The following is a 16,885-nucleotide window of genomic DNA, read 5'->3' on the forward strand; positions in this document are numbered from 1 at the left end:
TTACATCTTGGTATAAGGCTTAAAGCGTTCCTGCAACTGGCGCAACTGGTCGATGCGCGCATCGTAACGCGCTTGTTGTAGGCTGCCTAATTTCACCTGCGAACTTGCGCTACTTAACAGAGAAATGGCCTGGTCGAGTCGCCCGGCCAGCGCATAACCTTCTGCTCGCGCAGCCAGTTCCTGATCGCGGTTATTAAGCGCGGCCTCCGCCTGTGCCAGCAAATCCCAGCCATTGCTGTCATCTTTATTATTAAAAGTATAGCGATTCAGAATATTGGCCGCTTCCTGCGGTTGACCGCCTTGCAGATACGCGTTTGCCAGGTTGAGCTGCAACACCGGACTGGTGCGTAAATCGCGGGCATTTTTCAGCCTATTGATCGCGTCATTGGCTTTGTGTTGCCCAAGGTCAATATCGGTTGCCAGATCGAGAAACCATGCGTTAGCCGGTTCTGCCGCCAGTAACGGTTGCAGCGTTTTACGCGCCTCGTCGTATTTATTGGCTTCCATCGCCTGTAAAGCACGGCCATACTGTGCCGCCCGTTGCTGACGAATATTGCCTTTCGCCCATTCATCCAGCAAGTCGCTGGTGAGCTGATTACGTCCGGAATTGTACATCCCTAGAGTACGCGCTTTCGCCAGATAGAAATCTTCTGACGATTGCACCACCATCGGGCGCATCTGATTAGCACGGTTACGAGCATCAGCCAGACGGCTTTCCGGCAACGGGTGAGTCAGCAAAATTTCCGGCGGACGCGAAGAGTAACGCGCCTGATCGAGCAATTTTTCGAGGAAGGTCGGCATCGCCTGCGGATCGAACCCCGAGCGTTGCAGCACCTGAATCCCAATGCGGTCTGCTTCCTGTTCGTTTTGCTGGGTGAAGCTGATCATCCCCTGGCGTGTTCCCGCCAGCGTACCGGTCAGCGCTGCCATTCCCGCCTGCGGACTGGCCATCGCCAGTAAAATAGAACCTAACGCCCCGACCCAGGTGAGTGGTGCGCTACGTTGCTGATCTTCCATCGCTCGCGCCAGGTGGCGCTGGGTGACGTGGGAGATTTCATGCGCCATAACCGAAGCCAGTTGGCTTTCGTTATCGGAATAACGGAACAGGGCAGAATGCAGCACTACGTTGCCGCCAAAGAAAGCAAAGGCGTTAATTTCGTCGTTATTGATCAGAAAGAAATGGAATGGCGTCTTAACTGAATTGGCATGCGAAACCAGACGCATCCCCAGCGAGTTAATGTATTGCGTTAATAGCGGATCATTAATTAACGGCGCGCTGCCGCGTAACTGGCGAACATAATAGTCGCCCATCTGCATTTCCTGACCAATGGAAAGTGTGCTTCCTGCGGAGGTTCCCATATCCGGCAAGGTGTCTGCGCTGTCGGCAAACGCCGGGGCTACCTGACCGAGGGTCACAGCAGCAATGAGGGTAGCAACCAGGTTTTTTTTCAACTGCCTGAACATAACCTCTGTCCTGTATTTCTGGAGATAGTCATTTGACCGATACTGTGAAATATCGTTCCCACCGCGCCGCCTTTGAGTGTAACGACGAAGATTAGCTCACTCAAATGGCTTTTCAGTTTCCTTAATCCGTCATAAAAAGCGAAGTCTTTTTTGTGACATTTCGATACAATTGCGGATCGCAATCCCCCTCTTGAGGTTCAGGGAAGGTCTTTATGCTCGAAATGTTGATGCAATGGTATCGCCGCCGTTTTAGCGACCCGGAAGCGATTGCCTTGCTGGTTATTTTAGTTGCCGGTTTTGGCATTATCTTTTTCTTTAGTGGATTACTCGCGCCGTTGCTGGTGGCTATTGTGCTGGCCTATTTGCTGGAATGGCCCACTGTGCGCCTGCAATCTATTGGCTGTTCCCGCCGTTGGGCGACGTCGATTGTGTTGGTCCTGTTTGTTGGCATCCTGCTACTGATGGCATTTGTGGTCATGCCTATCGCCTGGCAACAGGGCATTTATTTAATCCGCGATATGCCGGGTATGCTCAATAAGCTTTCTGATTTTGCCGCCACGTTGCCGCGCCGCTATCCGGCGTTGATGGACGCGGGCATTATTGATGCGATGGCTGACAATATGCGTAGCCGGATGCTTACTATGGGCGATTCAGTGGTGAAAATCTCCCTCGCCTCGTTGGTCGGTTTGCTGACCATTGCCGTCTATCTGGTGCTGGTGCCATTGATGGTCTTCTTCCTGCTGAAAGACAAAGAGCAAATGCTGAATGCCGTTCGTCGGGTGCTACCGCGCAACCGTGGACTGGCAGGGCAGGTGTGGAAGGAGATGAACCAGCAAATCACCAACTACATCCGTGGCAAGGTACTGGAGATGATCGTGGTGGGGATCGCCACCTGGCTGGGATTCTTACTCTTCGGGCTGAACTATTCGCTGCTGCTGGCGGTGCTGGTCGGTTTCTCGGTGCTTATTCCGTACATTGGCGCATTTGTGGTGACCATTCCGGTGGTCGGCGTGGCGCTATTCCAGTTTGGCGCTGGCACCGAGTTCTGGAGCTGCTTCGCGGTGTATCTGATTATCCAGGCGCTGGACGGTAACTTACTCGTACCGGTGTTGTTCTCTGAAGCCGTGAACCTGCATCCGCTGGTGATTATTTTATCGGTGGTGATTTTCGGCGGGCTGTGGGGATTCTGGGGCGTATTCTTCGCTATCCCACTGGCAACGCTAATCAAAGCAGTAATCCATGCCTGGCCGGATGGTCAAATCCCGCAAGAGTAATCTTCAGCGAAAAGGGCTTTGAAACGAGTGTCGCAGGGCGTGATTTACATCACCGGATGTGAAATGTGCTGGCCGCAAGCGCAGCCAGCACGGAATGGAGCAAAGTAATCAGGCGTGTTCTTTTAGCCAGTTAAGCACTACGTCGTGGTGATTGCTGGTTTTGAAATCGTCAAATACGTGTTCGATTTTGCCGTTGGCATCGATCAGGAAGCTGATACGGTGAATACCATCGTAGGTTTTGCCCATGAAAGACTTCTCGCCCCAGACGCCGAATTGTTCGCATACCTGGTGGTCTTCATCGGACAGAAGCGTAAAGTTAAGCAGTTCTTTATCTGCGAAGCGGGAAAGTTTTTCAGGTTTATCGGTGCTGATACCGAGCACATCAACGCCCGCTTTTTTTAACTCTTCCATGTTATCGCGTAAGCCGCAGGCCTGTACGGTACAGCCGGGGGTCATGGCTTTCGGGTAGAAATAAACCAGAACACGCTGTCCCTGGAAGTCGGTCAAATTAACTTGTTCTCCGTCTTGGTCCGGCAAGCTAAATTTCGGTGCGATGTCACCGGCTTTCAGTGGATTCATTAATTAACTCCATCCTGTTCATCATGTTGGGAATAGTTGACGACGTTAATACTGCCTTGCGCATTGAGTTCTGTACATAGTGCTTTGAACGCTTGCTCAATATTTGCTGAGTCCGCAGACGCCGGGCTGTGGGCGGTGATCTGAATATGCAACTGCGCAGCCCTTTCATTTTCAGCAGGTTGCGTGCGTGACACCAGTTCTGCAATGTTCATATGGTGCGCGTCGAAAAGTGCTGTGAAGCGCTCAATTAAATGCGGGGAGTCCGCCACATCGACCTGAACCCAGACAGATGCGGGCATTGGTGGACGTGGGCGAGCGGTCGTTCGTTTCATCACGATTAAAAGATCCAGCTCGGCGCCTTTCAACGGTAACGTTGATTCAATCAAGGTGATGGCGTTCCATGAACCGGAAAGCAGCATGATAAACGTGAACTCTTCTCCCAACATCGCCAGGCGACTGTCTTCGATATTACAGCCGCAACTACTGACATGACGGGTGATGGTATTCACAATTCCTGGGCGATCGGCACCCAGCGCAGTGATCACCAGATAATGTTGCGATGACAGTGTCAAACTGGTTATTCCTTTAAGGGGGTGAGATGTTCCTAAGGAAAGCATAAAAAAAACATGCATACAACAATCAGAACGGTTCTGTTTGCTTGCTTTTAATGCCATACCAAACGTACCATTGAGACACTTGTTTGCACAGAGGATGGCCCATGTTCACGGGAAGTATTGTCGCGATTGTTACTCCGATGGATGAAAAAGGTAATGTCTGTCGGGCTAGCTTAAAAAAACTGATTGATTATCATGTCGCCAGCGGTACTTCGGCGATCGTTTCTGTTGGTACTACTGGTGAGTCCGCCACTCTGAACCATGACGAGCATGTCGATGTCGTGATGATGACGCTGGAGCTGGCTGATGGGCGCATTCCGGTGATTGCCGGGACCGGTGCTAACGCCACCACAGAAGCCATTAACCTGACGCAGCGCTTCAACGACAGCGGTATTGTTGGCTGCCTGACGGTAACCCCTTATTACAACCGCCCATCGCAAGAAGGTCTGTATCAGCATTTCAAAGCCATCGCTGAACATACTGACCTGCCGCAAATTCTGTATAATGTGCCGTCCCGTACTGGTTGCGATCTGCTACCAGAAACGGTGGGCCGTCTGGCGAAAGTAAAAAATATTGTCGGAATCAAAGAAGCAACAGGGAACTTAACGCGGGTAAACCAGATCAAAGAGCTGGTTTCAGACGATTTTGTTCTGCTGAGCGGCGATGATGCGAGCGCGCTGGACTTCATGCAGTTAGGCGGTCATGGCGTAATTTCCGTTACGGCTAACGTCGCAGCGCGAGATATGGCCCAGATGTGCAAACTGGCGGCAGAAGGGCATTTTGCCGAGGCACGCGTTATTAATCAGCGTCTGATGCCATTACACAACAAACTATTTGTCGAACCCAATCCAATCCCGGTGAAATGGGCATGTAAGGAACTGGGTCTTGTGGCGACCGATACGCTACGCCTGCCAATGACGCCAATCACCGACAGTGGTCGTGAGACGGTCAGAGCGGCGCTTAAGCATGCCGGTTTGCTGTAAAGTTTAGGGAGATTTGATGGCTTACTCTGTACAAAAGTCGCGCCTGGCGAAGGTTGCGGGTGTTTCGCTTGTTCTTTTACTCGCAGCCTGTAGTTCGGACTCACGTTATAAGCGTCAGGTGAGCGGCGATGAAGCCTACCTGGAAGCGGCACCGCTTGCAGAACTTCACGCCCCGGCAGGAATGATTTTGCCGGTGACCTCCGGCGACTATGCGATTCCGGTAACTAACGGTAGTGGCGCAGTTGGCAAAGCGTTAGATATTCGTCCACCAGCCCAGCCGCTGGCGCTGGTTTCAGGCGCGCGTACCCAGTTCACGGGTGATACCGCTTCGCTGCTGGTGGAAAATGGTCGTGGCAATACTCTGTGGCCGCAGGTCGTTAGCGTGCTGCAGGCGAAAAACTATACCATTACCCAACGCGATGATGCCGGTCAGACGCTGACCACCGATTGGGTACAATGGAACCGTCTGGACGAAGACGAGCAGTATCGTGGTCGTTATCAAATCTCTGTTAAACCGCAGGGTTATCAGCAGGCGGTAACGGTGAAATTGCTGAACCTGGAGCAGGCTGGCAAACCGGTTGCAGATGCGGCGTCTATGCAGCGTTACAGTGCTGAGATGATGAACGTCATTTCCGCTGGCCTGGATAAATCCGTCACTGACGCGGCTAATGCGGCGCAAAACCGTGCTTCCACAACAATGGATGTACAAAGCGGCGCTGACGACACTGGTTTACCGATGCTGGTCGTGCGTGGTCCGTTCAACGTAGTATGGCAACGTCTGCCTGCTGCGCTGGAAAAAGTGGGCATGAAAGTGACCGACAGCACTCGTTCACAGGGCAGCATGGCCGTAACTTACAAGCCACTGTCTGACAGCGACTGGCAGGAACTGGGCGCCCGTGATCCTCAACTGGCATCCGGCGACTACAAACTGCAGGTCGGTGATTTAGATAACCGCAGCAGCTTACAGTTTATTGATCCAAAAGGTCATACGCTGACCCAAAGCCAAAACGACGCACTGGTATCTGTCTTCCAGGCTGCGTTTAGCAAGTAAAAATACAGGGCTGGAGTCATCCGGCCCTTTTTTCTGATATGATACGCAAACGTGTGCGTCAGCAGAAAAACGCGATTTTAGCGTTAATTCGCACGAAATTTGTTTGTCGGCGTAGGTCGGTTAAGGTGTTCACGGTACAGCCGACAAAACGACAGGCACACCAGACAGCAAAAGATTTTAAAACGTTAATTCACACCCAGGAGTGATAAAGATGCAAAAGCAAGCTGAGTTGTATCGTGGTAAAGCGAAAACCGTATACAGCACGGAAAACCCGGACCTGTTGGTGCTCGAATTCCGCAATGATACGTCAGCAGGGGATGGCGCGCGCATTGAGCAGTTTGATCGCAAAGGTATGGTGAACAACAAGTTCAACTACTTCATTATGAGCAAACTGGCTGAAGCGGGTATCCCGACTCAAATGGAGCGTCTGCTCTCTGATACCGAATGTCTGGTGAAAAAACTGGATATGGTGCCGGTTGAATGTGTCGTACGTAACCGTGCTGCTGGCTCTCTGGTGAAACGTCTTGGAATCGAAGAAGGTATTGAGCTGAACCCGCCGCTGTTCGATTTGTTCCTGAAAAACGACGCCATGCACGATCCGATGGTCAACGAATCTTACTGCGAAACCTTTGGCTGGGTAAGCAAAGAGAACCTGGCGCGCATGAAAGAGCTGACCTACAAAGCGAACGACGTGCTGAAAAAACTGTTCGACGATGCCGGTCTGATTCTGGTCGATTTCAAGCTGGAGTTTGGTCTGTACAAAGGCGAAGTGGTACTGGGTGATGAGTTCTCCCCGGACGGTAGCCGCCTGTGGGACAAAGAAACGCTGGAGAAAATGGACAAAGACCGTTTCCGCCAGAGCCTCGGTGGCCTGATCGAAGCCTATGAAGCCGTCGCCCGCCGCCTGGGTGTACAGCTGGACTGATTTTTCTGTTCATCGTCTTGCCGTGCTGCTGGCACGGCAAGACAACCGCTCTCGTAAGATGTGCATTGAACGCTCATTCCTCCATCATTTCCTCCCGTTTTCCTGTGGTAATCTTCCCCTGAACCACCTACGATCATTCCTATAATGAATATATTGTTGAGGTATCTATGCGCTGGCAAGGGCGTCGTGAAAGTGACAATGTTGAAGACAGGCGAAACAGCTCCGGTGGTCCGTCAATGGGCGGTCCCGGTTTTCGCCTACCAACCGGTAAAGGTGGGTTAATTTTACTGGTGGTTGTGTTGGTCGCTGGCTACTATGGTGTTGATTTAACTGGATTGATGACCGGGCAGCCCGTTTCCCAACAGCAATCAACGCGTTCAATTAGCCCAAATGAAGACGAAGCGGCAAAATTCACTTCGGTGATTCTGGCAACCACGGAAGACACCTGGGGACAGCAATTCGAGAAGATGGGTAAGACATACCAGCAACCGAAGCTGGTCATGTACCGTGGAATGACTCGCACCGGTTGCGGGGCGGGGCAGTCCATTATGGGACCGTTTTATTGCCCGGCGGATGGCACAGTCTATATCGATCTCTCCTTCTATGATGACATGAAAGACAAACTGGGCGCGGATGGTGATTTTGCTCAAGGGTACGTTATCGCCCATGAAGTCGGTCATCACGTGCAGAAACTGTTAGGCATCGAGCCGAAAGTCCGTCAACTGCAACAAAACGCGACGCAAGCGGAAGTCAACCGCTTATCTGTGCGTATGGAACTCCAGGCCGACTGCTTTGCCGGTGTCTGGGGGCATAGCATGCAGCAGCAAGGCGTTCTGGAAACCGGCGATCTGGAAGAGGCGCTGAACGCGGCGCAGGCCATCGGCGATGACCGTTTACAACAGCAAAGTCAGGGGCAGGTGGTGCCAGACAGCTTTACCCATGGTACATCTCAGCAACGCTACAGCTGGTTTAAACGTGGTTTCGACAGCGGCGATCCGGCACAATGCAATACTTTTGGTAAAAGCATTTAACTTCCGGGGCAGGGATGGCTGAACTGACTGCGCTTCACACATTAACAGCGCAAATGAAACGCGAAGGGATTCGCCGCTTGTTAGTGTTGAGCGGCGAAGGAAGCTGGTGCGGTGAGTATGCGCTTAAGTTGCGTGACGCATTACCGGGCGACTGGCTGTGGGTTTCGCCGCAGCCAGCTTCTGAAAACCACTGTCCGCCATCAGCGCTACAAACTTTACTTGGGCGCGAGTTCCAGCATGCGGTATTCGACGCCCGCCAGGGTTTTGATGCCGCCGCTTTTGCAGCACTTAGCGGAACGCTGAAAGCGGGAAGCTGGCTGGTGTTGTTGCTCCCTGCGTGGGAAGAATGGGAAAACCATCCTGATGTCGATTCGCTGCGCTGGAGTGATTGCCCTGGTCCTATTGCGACTCCGCATTTTGTCCAACATCTCAAACGCGTACTTGCGGCGGATAACAACGCTATCCTCTGGCGACAAAATCAGCCGTTCAGGTTGGCACATTTTGCTCCTTATTCAGACTGGCGTCCTGCTACTGGCGAGCCGCAACCAGAACAACAGCACATATTACAGCAACTGCTGACCATGCCGCCGGGCGTGGCTGCGGTAACTGCTGCGCGCGGGCGCGGTAAGTCGGCGCTGGCGGGGCAACTCATTTCCCGTATCTCTGGCAGTGCGATTGTTACAGCACCTGCGAAGGCTGCAACGGATGTGCTGGCGCAGTTTGCGGGCGAGAAGTATCGCTTTGTGGCGCCAGATGCCTTATTAGCCAGTGATGAAAAAGCTGACTGGCTGGTGGTTGACGAAGCTGCAGCCATTCCTGCGCCGTTGTTGCATCAACTGGTATCGCGTTTCTCACGCACTTTGTTAACTACAACGGTACAGGGCTATGAAGGCACCGGACGTGGTTTTTTGCTGAAATTTTGCGCTCGCTTTCCGCATTTACACCGTTTTGAACTGCAACAGCCGATCCGCTGGGCGCAGGGATGCCCGCTGGAAAAAATAGTCAGTGAGGCACTGGTTTTTGACGACGAAAACTTCACTCACGAACCACAAGGTGACATTGTCATTTCTGCTTTTGAACAGACGTTATGGCGAAGCGAACCAGAAACGCCGTTAAAGGTATATCAGCTATTGTCTGGTGCGCACTACCGGACCTCGCCGCTGGATTTACGCCGGATGATGGATGCACCAGGGCAACATTTTTTACAGGCGGCTGGCGACAACGAGATTGCCGGGGCGCTGTGGCTGGTGGATGAGGGCGGATTATCTCAAAAACTCAGTCAGGCGGTATGGGCGGGTTTTCGTCGCCCGCGGGGTAATCTGGTGGCCCAGTCGCTGGCGGCGCACGGCAGCAATCCACAGGCGGCGACATTGCGCGGACGGCGGGTCAGCCGGATTGCAGTCCATCCGGCGCGTCAGCGCGAAGGCGTTGGGCAACAGCTCATTGCCAGCGCTTTGCAATATACGCCTGGCCTCGACTACCTTTCGGTAAGCTTTGGCTACACCGAGGAATTATGGCGTTTCTGGCAACGCTGTGGTTTTGTGCTGGTGCGAATGGGTAATCATCGCGAAGCCAGCAGCGGTTGCTATACGGCGATGGCGTTGTTACCGATTAGCGAAGCGGGTAAACAACTGGCAGAACGTGAGCATTTTCGTTTACGCCGCGATGCGCAAATTATCGCGCAGTGGAATGGCGAAACTATTCCAGTCGATCCGCTTAACGATATCGTGGTTACTGACGGCGACTGGCTGGAACTGGCTGGTTTTGCTTTCGCTCATCGTCCGCTTTTAACGTCATTAGGCTGTTTAATGCGTCTGCTGCAAATCAGCGAACTGACATTACCAGCGCTGCGTGGGCGCTTGCAGAAAAACGTCAGCGACGCGCAGTTATGTACCACACTTAAACTTTCGGGGCGTAAGGCGTTGTTGGCCCGTCAGCGTGAAGAGGCGGCACAGGCGCTATTCGCGCTTGATGATACCCGCACTGAACGCCTGCGCGATCGCATAACGCAATGGCAATTTTTTCACTGACTCCTTCAATTTTATCCCATGGTCATTGTGAGTCAGCGGCGTAAAATTAATGACATCAGTTAAGGAGTTCGCCATGAAACATGACCATTTTGTTGTTCAAAGCCCGGATAAACCTGCGCAACAGTTGTTGCTGCTTTTTCACGGTGTCGGCGATAACCCGGTAGCGATGGGGGAGATCGGCAGTTGGTTTGCACCGCTGTTCCCGGATGCGCTGGTGGTGAGTGTCGGTGGTGCGGAGCCGAGCGGTAATCCGGCGGGGCGCCAGTGGTTTTCGGTGCAGGGTATTACGGAAGAAAACCGCCAGGCGCGTGTGGATGCCATCATGCCGACGTTTATTGAGACGGTGCGCTACTGGCAGAAACAGAGCGGAGTAGGGGCTAACGCCACGGCGCTAATCGGTTTCTCACAAGGCGCGATTATGGCGCTGGAGAGTATTAAAGCCGAGCCTGGCCTTGCCTCACGCGTCATTGCTTTTAACGGACGCTATGCCAGCCTGCCGGAAACCGCGTCTACAGCCACGACAATTCACTTGATTCATGGTGGTGAAGATCCGGTTATCGATTTGGCGCATGCGGTTGCGGCGCAGGAAGCGTTAATCAGTGCCGGTGGTGATGTGACGCTGGATATCGTGGAGGATTTAGGCCATGCGATCGACAATCGCAGTATGCAATTTGCCCTGGATCACTTGCGTTATACCATTCCGAAACATTATTTCGACGAAGCGCTAAGTGGCGGTAAGCCTGGCGATGATGATGTAATTGAAATGATGTAATAACAGCTGCGTAGGCCTGATAAGACGCGTGAGCGTCGCATCAGGCATTGTTCTCCGTTGCCGGATGCGGCGTTAACGCCTTATCCGGCCCCTCAGCTTACTTCTTCGGTTGATCCTTTTTCGGCCAGTCGTCGTCATCGTCCCACTTATCGTTGAAATCACGATGCGGGGGAAGCTCCGGCTTGTTGGCGAGAAATTTCTTATGGTCGACGCGCTTGAGATCTTTAATCACGTTCAGCAGGACGCCCACCAAAAAGACAATCACCAGAATCCACCAATATTTAGCCAGCCAGTCCATGCTTATTTCCTCTTACAGAACGACTCATCAGGCGACGAGCTGTTCCATGATACGTTGATACATACGGGCAAGTAGCTGCAGGTCGGCAGCATTCACACATTCATTAATTTTATGAATGGTAGCATTGACCGGCCCGAGTTCCACCACCTGCGCCCCCATGCGAGCAATAAAGCGCCCGTCGGACGTTCCGCCTGTGGTCAGTAGCTGCGGTTTAATTTCATTATAGTGCTCAACCGCGTTAACGACTGCATCCACCAGTTTACCGCGCGCGGTCAAAAATGGCTGCCCGGAAAGCCACCAATCCACCGTATAACGCAGTTGATATTTCTCCAGCAAGGCAAGCACCTGTGCTTTGATCATCTCATCAGTCAGTTCGGTACTGAAGCGGAAGTTAAACTGCACAAACAGTTCACCCGGAATAACGTTGTTACTGCCCGTTCCCGCCTGAATATTGGCAATCTGCATACTGGTCGCCGGGAAGAATTCATTGCCCTGATCCCACTCAATAGCCACTAATTCATTAAGGAAAGGTGCTGCGCGATGTACTGGATTATCAGCCAGATGCGGGTAGGCCACATGCCCTTGCACGCCATGAATGGTGAGGTTGCAGGTTAACGATCCGCGACGGCCATTTTTCACTACATCGCCAACCACTTCGATACTCGACGGCTCACCGACCAGGCAGTAATCCAGCCGTTCATTACGCGCCATTAACGCTTCGACTACTTTGACCGTGCCATTGTGGGCGCTGGCTTCTTCGTCTGAGGTGATCAGAAATGCCAGTCGGCCTTTATGGTTGGGATGTTGTGCGACAAAACGTTCTGCTGCCACTACCATTGCCGCCAGCGAGCCTTTCATATCAGCCGCGCCGCGCCCGAACAACATGCCATCGCGAATGGTTGGCTCAAATGGTGGGTTGATCCAACGGTCGGCATCGCCAGGGGGGACTACGTCAGTATGTCCGGCAAAGGCCAGGGTTTCTCCTTGCCCACGCCACGCCCAAAAATTCTGCGTATCCGCAAAATCCATGCGTTCAATGGTAAAACCGATTGCCTGCAGACGGTCGATCATGATTGCCTGACATCCTGCATCATCAGGACTTAAGGATGGGCGGCGAATAAGCTGCTGTGTCAGCTCAATAACCGGACACGACATAGACTACACCTCATGGAAAAATTGCTGATAACTGGATTCACTGAAACCCAGCAGCATAGGCTTCCCTGGCGCACAGAGCAATGGGCGTTTGATGATTGCAGGCATTTCAGTCATTAATGCCATAGCGGAGGCCGCATCGGTGATATTGTTGCGGGTGGCTTCGTCCAGCTTGCGCCAGGTGGTGCCACGGGTGTTAAGTAACGCTTGCCAGCCTAATTCATTGATAAAAGAGTTCAACAATTCACTGTTCAGGCCATCAACACGGTAATCGTGAAAGCGAAAGTCGATGTTATTGGTTTCCAGCCAACGGCGTGCTTTTTTAATGGTGTCACAATTTTTGATACCGTAAAGGGTAACCATAATGAATCCTTTTGCGATTATTAAGAATAACTAATCATTTAACGGTCAATACATATTTCCCGCAAATGATTATCAGGCAATATAACATTATTAAGGTATTTAACTTAACAATTATTAAATGGTTGTGAACAATTTTAATGCCATTATTAAGAATGTTCCTCTTGGTATATTTTTGTATTTTAAACAGAATTAATTCAGTATTAGAATCCGTATGAATATGTCGAAATGTTGCTGTTCATCACATAAAAATCCCTGTCACAGGGCCATAGTATTAACGTAGGCTTTGCCCCGGAGGTAGTAATCACAGCAATCGAATAAATTAGCTTCACCACGGTATATTGTTTCCGTAGAATACCCATAATTATAAGAGAGGTTGTTATGATTGAACGTGAACTGGGGAACTGGAAAGACTTTATCGAAGTTATGCTTCGTAAGTAATTTCCAGAACAGGAAATGAAAGAACCTGACGTCAGGTTCTTTATCAGAGAGTTGAAAAAGGCGACACATACGTATGTCGCCTTTTTTATTGCTTATTCTGGTCGAGGCTTCAGTGGGAAGCGACGACGCACCAGCACAAAGAATAGCGGCACGAAGTAAATCGCCAGAATGGTGGCAGAAATCATCCCGCCCATTACGCCAGTACCGACTGCGTGTTGACCACCGGAACCGGCACCACTGCTGATCGCCATTGGCAATACGCCGAAGATAAACGCCAGCGATGTCATCAGAATCGGACGTAAACGCTGACGGCAGGCGTAGAGCGTCGCTTCAAACAGGTCGTGGCCTTTTTGATTCATCTCGTTGGCAAACTCAACAATCAGGATGGCGTTTTTCGCCGACAAACCAATGACTGTTAGCAGGCCAACCTGAAAGTACACATCGTTTTCCAGCCCACGCATCCAGGTTGCCAGCAGTGCGCCGATAACCCCCAGCGGTACAACCAGCATTACCGAGAACGGTACTGACCAACTTTCATAAAGTGCAGCCAGACACAGGAATACCACCAGCAATGAAATGGCATACAGCGCCGGAGCTTGCGCACCGGAAAGTCGTTCCTGGTACGACATCGCTGTCCACTCCAGTCCAAAGCCGTTCGGCAGCTGCTTCACCAACGATTCCATAATATCCATTGCGGTACCCGTACTGACACCCGGGGCGGCTTCCCCGACAATCTCTACCGCAGAATAGCCGTTATAGCGTTCCAGACGCGGCGAGCCTGTTTCCCAGCGAGAGGTCGCGAAGGCGGAGAAAGGCACCATGCCGCCGTCTTTGTTACGCACATACCACAGGTTAATGTCATCTGGCAGCATGCGATACGGCGCGGCAGCCTGCACATAGACTTTCTTCACGCGACCGCGATCCATAAAGTCATTCACATAGCTCGAGCCCCACGCGGTTTGCAGCGTGTCGTTAATATCGTCAATGGCAACGCCCAGTGCCTGCGCTTTGCGCTGGTCGATATCAATCTGCAATTGCGGGCTGTCGTCCAGACCGTTATGGCGCACACGAGTAAGTTCTGGGTTTTCCGCCGCGAGCGCCAGCAGCTGATTACGCGCGGCCATCAGCGCATCGTGACCAGCCCCGGCGTGGTCCTGCAACTCCATATCAAATCCAGCGGAACTGCCAAGACCGCTGATAGCAGGCGGGCTACTGGCGATAACGCGAGCTTCTTTGATTTTATTAAATTCTTTTGTTGCACGTTCGATAATGGCAAACGAGGTGCCTGTTTTACTGTCGCGTTCGCTCCAGTCTTTCAGGCGGACAAACATTCGTGCCACGTTTTGCCCGTTCCCCCCTGGGCCAGAACCGACAGTGGCAAACACCGACATGATGTTGTCTTTCTCATGGGTGAAGTAATACTTCTCGATCTGTTCCACCACTTTCAGAGTCTGTTGCTGAGTCGAACCGCTGGGTAACTGTACCGAGGTGGTAAACATGCCACGGTCTTCCAGAGGCAGAAACGACGTCGGCAGACGCAGAAACAGGAACACCATGCCGCCTAACAGCAGGACGTAAATCAAAATCCAGCGCAGGCTCCGGTGGAGAATTTTCGCCACCCCTTTTTCGTAGCGTTCGGCGTTGCGGTTGAACATCTGGTTAAACCAGGCAAAAAAGCCTTTCTGCCCGTGATGCTCACCTTTTTTCAGTGGCTTAAGTAGCGTGGCGCACAATGCCGGAGTCAGGATCATCGCCACCAGAACCGACAGCACCATTGCCGCAACAATGGTTATAGAGAACTGGCGATAGATAGCCCCGGTGGTGCCGCCAAAGAAGGCCATTGGCACAAATACGGCAGAAAGCACCATTGCAATCCCGACCAGTGCGCCCTGGATTTGCCCCATCGATTTACGTGTGGCTTCGCGAGGAGTGAGTCCTTCCTCACTCATAATACGTTCGACGTTTTCTACCACCACGATGGCGTCATCCACCAGCAGGCCGATTGCCAGCACCATCGCGAACATGGTTAAGGTGTTGACGCTATAGCCGAAGGCATAAAGCACCGAGAAGGTTCCCATCAACACTACCGGCACGGCGATAGTTGGAATCAGCGTAGCGCGGAAGTTTTGCAGGAACAGATACATAACGAGGAAAACCAGGGCGATAGCTTCCAGCAGCGTTTTCACTACGTCTTCAATGGAGGCCTTAACAAACGAGGTGGTTTCATACGCCACCTTGTACTCCAGTCCGGGCGGGAAATACTGCGCCAGTTCATCCAGACGGTTGATCACCAGTTCTGCCGTTGCCATTTCGTTCGCACCGGAGGCCAGTTTTACCCCCAGCCCCGAGGCTGGTTTACCGTTGAAACGGCTAAGATAATCGTATTTCTCCGCTCCCATTTCGACGGTGGCGACATCACCCAGTTTCACTTCCGAACCGTCCTGATTTACCCGCAGAGTGATATCACGGAACTGTTCTGGCGTTTGCAACAGTGATTGGGCGTTAATGGTGGCGTTGAGTGCCTGGTTATCGACCGACGGTGTACCGCCAAGCTGCCCAACCGCAATCTGTGCGTTCTGCGACTCAATGGCGTCAGTGACATCTTTGGCGGTCATCTGGAAACTGTTCAGTTTTGCCGGATCCAGCCAGATACGCATCGAATATTGCGAACCGTAAGCGTCGATATCACCAACGCCGTTCACGCGGCTTAACGGGTCCTGAATATTACTGGCAACGTAATCGGCAATATCCTGTTTATCCATCGAACCATCGGTAGAGACGAAGGCAATGGTCAGAATGTTGGTATCGCCGGTTTTACGCACCGTCACGCCCTGATTTTGCACCGCCTGCGGTAGTTTACGCATGGCCGACTGCAACTGGTTCTGCACCTGTTGCACTGCTTCGTCCGGATCTGTGCCAGCTTTAAAACTGAGCGTTACTGACGCCTGTCCAGTACCGCTGCTTTGTGATGACATATACATCAGGTTATCGAGGCCTGTCATATTCTGCTCGATAACCTGGGTCACGGTGTTTTCCAGCGTCTGGGCTGACGCGCCAGGATAGTTAGCGGTCACTCGCACATTCGGTGGTGCGAGATCCGGGTACTGTTCAACGGGCAATGAGAAAATGGCCAGGGTTCCTGTCAGACACAACAGAATTGCCAGCACCCAGGCAAAAATGGGGCGATCAATAAAGAAATTCGCCATTAAAAGAGGACCTCGTAGTTCTGCGTATCGTTATGGGCATGCCTTGCTTCACTGTAGCGGCAAGGTACGAGCCAATCGTGGAGAAAAAAAGGAGATAATGTAAATTATCAGCACTCGGTAGCAAAGTTTGCATAAGCGCAAAGTGACGACAGCTATCTCTTTCCATTGCAGTGTCTGAATGAGTAGTGTTCTCAATCTATTGATTTGTAATAAAAAACATAGTCATTTTTTATTTGACCATCGCCGGAAAGAACATCATTCGAATCCTGTTAGCGAAAATGCATCTTTTACAAATGTAAAGCCACAGCAGGATGTTAACAAAAATTCTTCTTAACGGAATAGTTTCCGGGCATCGTTTTGCCCGGAGAGTTTGCAAAAAGCGAACATCTTGTTTGCCTGGTTCATTGCAATAGGTAAGGAAGCAGCTCGTTTTTTCTGACAACCATCAACATACTAAACACTATTTTACGACTCCTGCTAATATTTATATGAATATATAGAGATATTAAATTGATGTCATGTATGATTCTTGTGTTTTGTTTGTGTGGAAGTATTCTTGATATTTATAATTTTATACGAAAATGGCTTTCTCTCTTTCTTATGAATCAACGTCGGGTATCTTCTCCCTCTGTGGTTTTTAAGATGGAAAGCATATTTTTTGGGTTAAAAATCATATGGTAAGTAATGCTGTAAATGTTTTTAGCT

15 protein-coding genes are annotated in these 16,885 nt (G+C 51.5%); 8 read left to right on the forward strand and 7 right to left on the reverse strand.

The genetic code is table 11. The features are described from left to right. Positions 1-1,464 (reverse strand): beta-barrel assembly-enhancing protease, encoded by a 1,464-nt coding sequence (gene bepA / locus D9736_RS00095; RefSeq protein WP_130257406.1) that lies wholly within the window; start codon positions 1,462-1,464, stop codon positions 1-3. Between the two features lie 212 nt (positions 1,465-1,676). Between bepA and D9736_RS00100 the strand changes: the two genes are divergently transcribed. Further along, complete coding sequence (locus D9736_RS00100) at positions 1,677-2,738, forward strand: AI-2E family transporter (RefSeq protein ID WP_130214583.1); 1,062 nt, start codon at positions 1,677-1,679, stop codon at positions 2,736-2,738. Between the two features lie 108 nt (positions 2,739-2,846). On the opposite strand, the gene bcp is transcribed toward D9736_RS00100, so the two are convergent. Together bcp and D9736_RS00110 are read right to left on the reverse strand one after the other, a co-directional pair. Beyond that, a complete protein-coding gene (gene bcp / locus D9736_RS00105) occupies positions 2,847-3,317 on the reverse strand; it encodes a thioredoxin-dependent thiol peroxidase (RefSeq protein ID WP_130207453.1) in 471 nt (156 codons plus the stop codon). Continuing rightward, a complete protein-coding gene (locus D9736_RS00110) occupies positions 3,317-3,889 on the reverse strand; it encodes a glycine cleavage system transcriptional repressor (protein WP_130207451.1) in 573 nt (190 codons plus the stop codon). Before D9736_RS00110 ends, bcp begins: the two co-directional genes overlap by 1 nt. Positions 3,890-4,035: 146 nt before the next feature. Between D9736_RS00110 and dapA the strand changes: the two genes are divergently transcribed. From dapA to ypfH, 6 genes are all read left to right on the forward strand, one after another. Continuing rightward, positions 4,036-4,914, forward strand: a complete 879-nt coding sequence (dapA, locus tag D9736_RS00115; RefSeq protein WP_130214581.1) for a 4-hydroxy-tetrahydrodipicolinate synthase — start codon at positions 4,036-4,038, stop codon at positions 4,912-4,914. 16 nt (positions 4,915-4,930) lie between these two features. Continuing rightward, complete coding sequence (gene bamC / locus D9736_RS00120) at positions 4,931-5,965, forward strand: outer membrane protein assembly factor BamC (RefSeq protein ID WP_130257407.1); 1,035 nt, start codon at positions 4,931-4,933, stop codon at positions 5,963-5,965. Positions 5,966-6,176: 211 nt separating this feature from the next. Beyond that, the gene (gene purC, locus D9736_RS00125; protein ID WP_001295467.1) at positions 6,177-6,890 is read left to right on the forward strand and encodes a phosphoribosylaminoimidazolesuccinocarboxamide synthase; all 714 of its coding nucleotides are present in this window, start codon (positions 6,177-6,179) and stop codon (positions 6,888-6,890) included. A 167-nt stretch (positions 6,891-7,057) separates the two neighbouring features. Further along, a complete protein-coding gene (locus D9736_RS00130; RefSeq protein ID WP_130214579.1) occupies positions 7,058-7,921 on the forward strand; it encodes a neutral zinc metallopeptidase in 864 nt (287 codons plus the stop codon). Positions 7,922-7,935: 14 nt separating this feature from the next. Further along, on the forward strand, positions 7,936-9,951 hold the full coding sequence (tmcA, locus tag D9736_RS00135; RefSeq protein ID WP_130257408.1) for a tRNA cytosine(34) acetyltransferase TmcA: 2,016 nt from the start codon (positions 7,936-7,938) through the stop codon (positions 9,949-9,951). 73 nt (positions 9,952-10,024) lie between these two features. Next, positions 10,025-10,723 carry an esterase gene (gene ypfH / locus D9736_RS00140; RefSeq protein ID WP_130222011.1) on the forward strand — a complete coding sequence of 233 codons (699 nt, stop codon included), beginning with the start codon at positions 10,025-10,027 and terminating at the stop codon, positions 10,721-10,723. A gap of 97 nt (positions 10,724-10,820) precedes the next feature. Here the strand turns inward: ypfH and D9736_RS00145 are convergent, their stop codons facing one another. The 3 genes from D9736_RS00145 to D9736_RS00155 are packed head-to-tail and all read right to left on the reverse strand — an operon-like array spanning position 10,821 to position 12,536. Next, positions 10,821-11,021 carry a YpfN family protein gene (locus D9736_RS00145; protein ID WP_000383836.1) on the reverse strand — a complete coding sequence of 67 codons (201 nt, stop codon included), beginning with the start codon at positions 11,019-11,021 and terminating at the stop codon, positions 10,821-10,823. 27 nt (positions 11,022-11,048) lie between these two features. Then, positions 11,049-12,176 carry a succinyl-diaminopimelate desuccinylase gene (gene dapE, locus D9736_RS00150; RefSeq protein WP_130214573.1) on the reverse strand — a complete coding sequence of 376 codons (1,128 nt, stop codon included), beginning with the start codon at positions 12,174-12,176 and terminating at the stop codon, positions 11,049-11,051. Between the two features lie 3 nt (positions 12,177-12,179). Beyond that, on the reverse strand, positions 12,180-12,536 hold the full coding sequence (locus tag D9736_RS00155) for an ArsC family reductase (RefSeq protein ID WP_130207437.1): 357 nt from the start codon (positions 12,534-12,536) through the stop codon (positions 12,180-12,182). Between the two features lie 378 nt (positions 12,537-12,914). On the opposite strand from D9736_RS00155, the gene ypfM reads away from it, so the two are divergent. Beyond that, complete coding sequence (ypfM, locus tag D9736_RS00160; protein WP_001386977.1) at positions 12,915-12,974, forward strand: protein YpfM; 60 nt, start codon at positions 12,915-12,917, stop codon at positions 12,972-12,974. Positions 12,975-13,066: 92 nt separating this feature from the next. Here the strand turns inward: ypfM and acrD are convergent, their stop codons facing one another. Continuing rightward, a complete protein-coding gene (acrD, locus tag D9736_RS00165; RefSeq protein WP_064526280.1) occupies positions 13,067-16,180 on the reverse strand; it encodes a multidrug efflux RND transporter permease AcrD in 3,114 nt (1,037 codons plus the stop codon). Positions 16,181-16,885: the final 705 nt, after the last annotated feature.

Origin of the sequence: Escherichia sp. E10V10 (assembly GCF_004211985.1) — a bacterium.
Lineage (GTDB): Bacteria > Pseudomonadota > Gammaproteobacteria > Enterobacterales > Enterobacteriaceae > Escherichia.

Coding starts and splice junctions, on each gene's coding strand:
- acrD (WP_064526280.1), bottom strand. CDS start 16,180: ATGGCGAATTTCTTTATTGATCGCCCCATTTTTGCCTGGGTGCTGGCA.
- D9736_RS00130 (WP_130214579.1), top strand. CDS start 7,058: ATGCGCTGGCAAGGGCGTCGTGAAAGTGACAATGTTGAAGACAGGCGA.
- purC (WP_001295467.1), top strand. CDS start 6,177: ATGCAAAAGCAAGCTGAGTTGTATCGTGGTAAAGCGAAAACCGTATAC.
- bamC (WP_130257407.1), top strand. CDS start 4,931: ATGGCTTACTCTGTACAAAAGTCGCGCCTGGCGAAGGTTGCGGGTGTT.
- D9736_RS00155 (WP_130207437.1), bottom strand. CDS start 12,536: ATGGTTACCCTTTACGGTATCAAAAATTGTGACACCATTAAAAAAGCA.
- dapE (WP_130214573.1), bottom strand. CDS start 12,176: ATGTCGTGTCCGGTTATTGAGCTGACACAGCAGCTTATTCGCCGCCCA.
- ypfH (WP_130222011.1), top strand. CDS start 10,025: ATGAAACATGACCATTTTGTTGTTCAAAGCCCGGATAAACCTGCGCAA.
- bcp (WP_130207453.1), bottom strand. CDS start 3,317: ATGAATCCACTGAAAGCCGGTGACATCGCACCGAAATTTAGCTTGCCG.
- D9736_RS00145 (WP_000383836.1), bottom strand. CDS start 11,021: ATGGACTGGCTGGCTAAATATTGGTGGATTCTGGTGATTGTCTTTTTG.
- bepA (WP_130257406.1), bottom strand. CDS start 1,464: ATGTTCAGGCAGTTGAAAAAAAACCTGGTTGCTACCCTCATTGCTGCT.
- dapA (WP_130214581.1), top strand. CDS start 4,036: ATGTTCACGGGAAGTATTGTCGCGATTGTTACTCCGATGGATGAAAAA.
- tmcA (WP_130257408.1), top strand. CDS start 7,936: ATGGCTGAACTGACTGCGCTTCACACATTAACAGCGCAAATGAAACGC.
- D9736_RS00100 (WP_130214583.1), top strand. CDS start 1,677: ATGCTCGAAATGTTGATGCAATGGTATCGCCGCCGTTTTAGCGACCCG.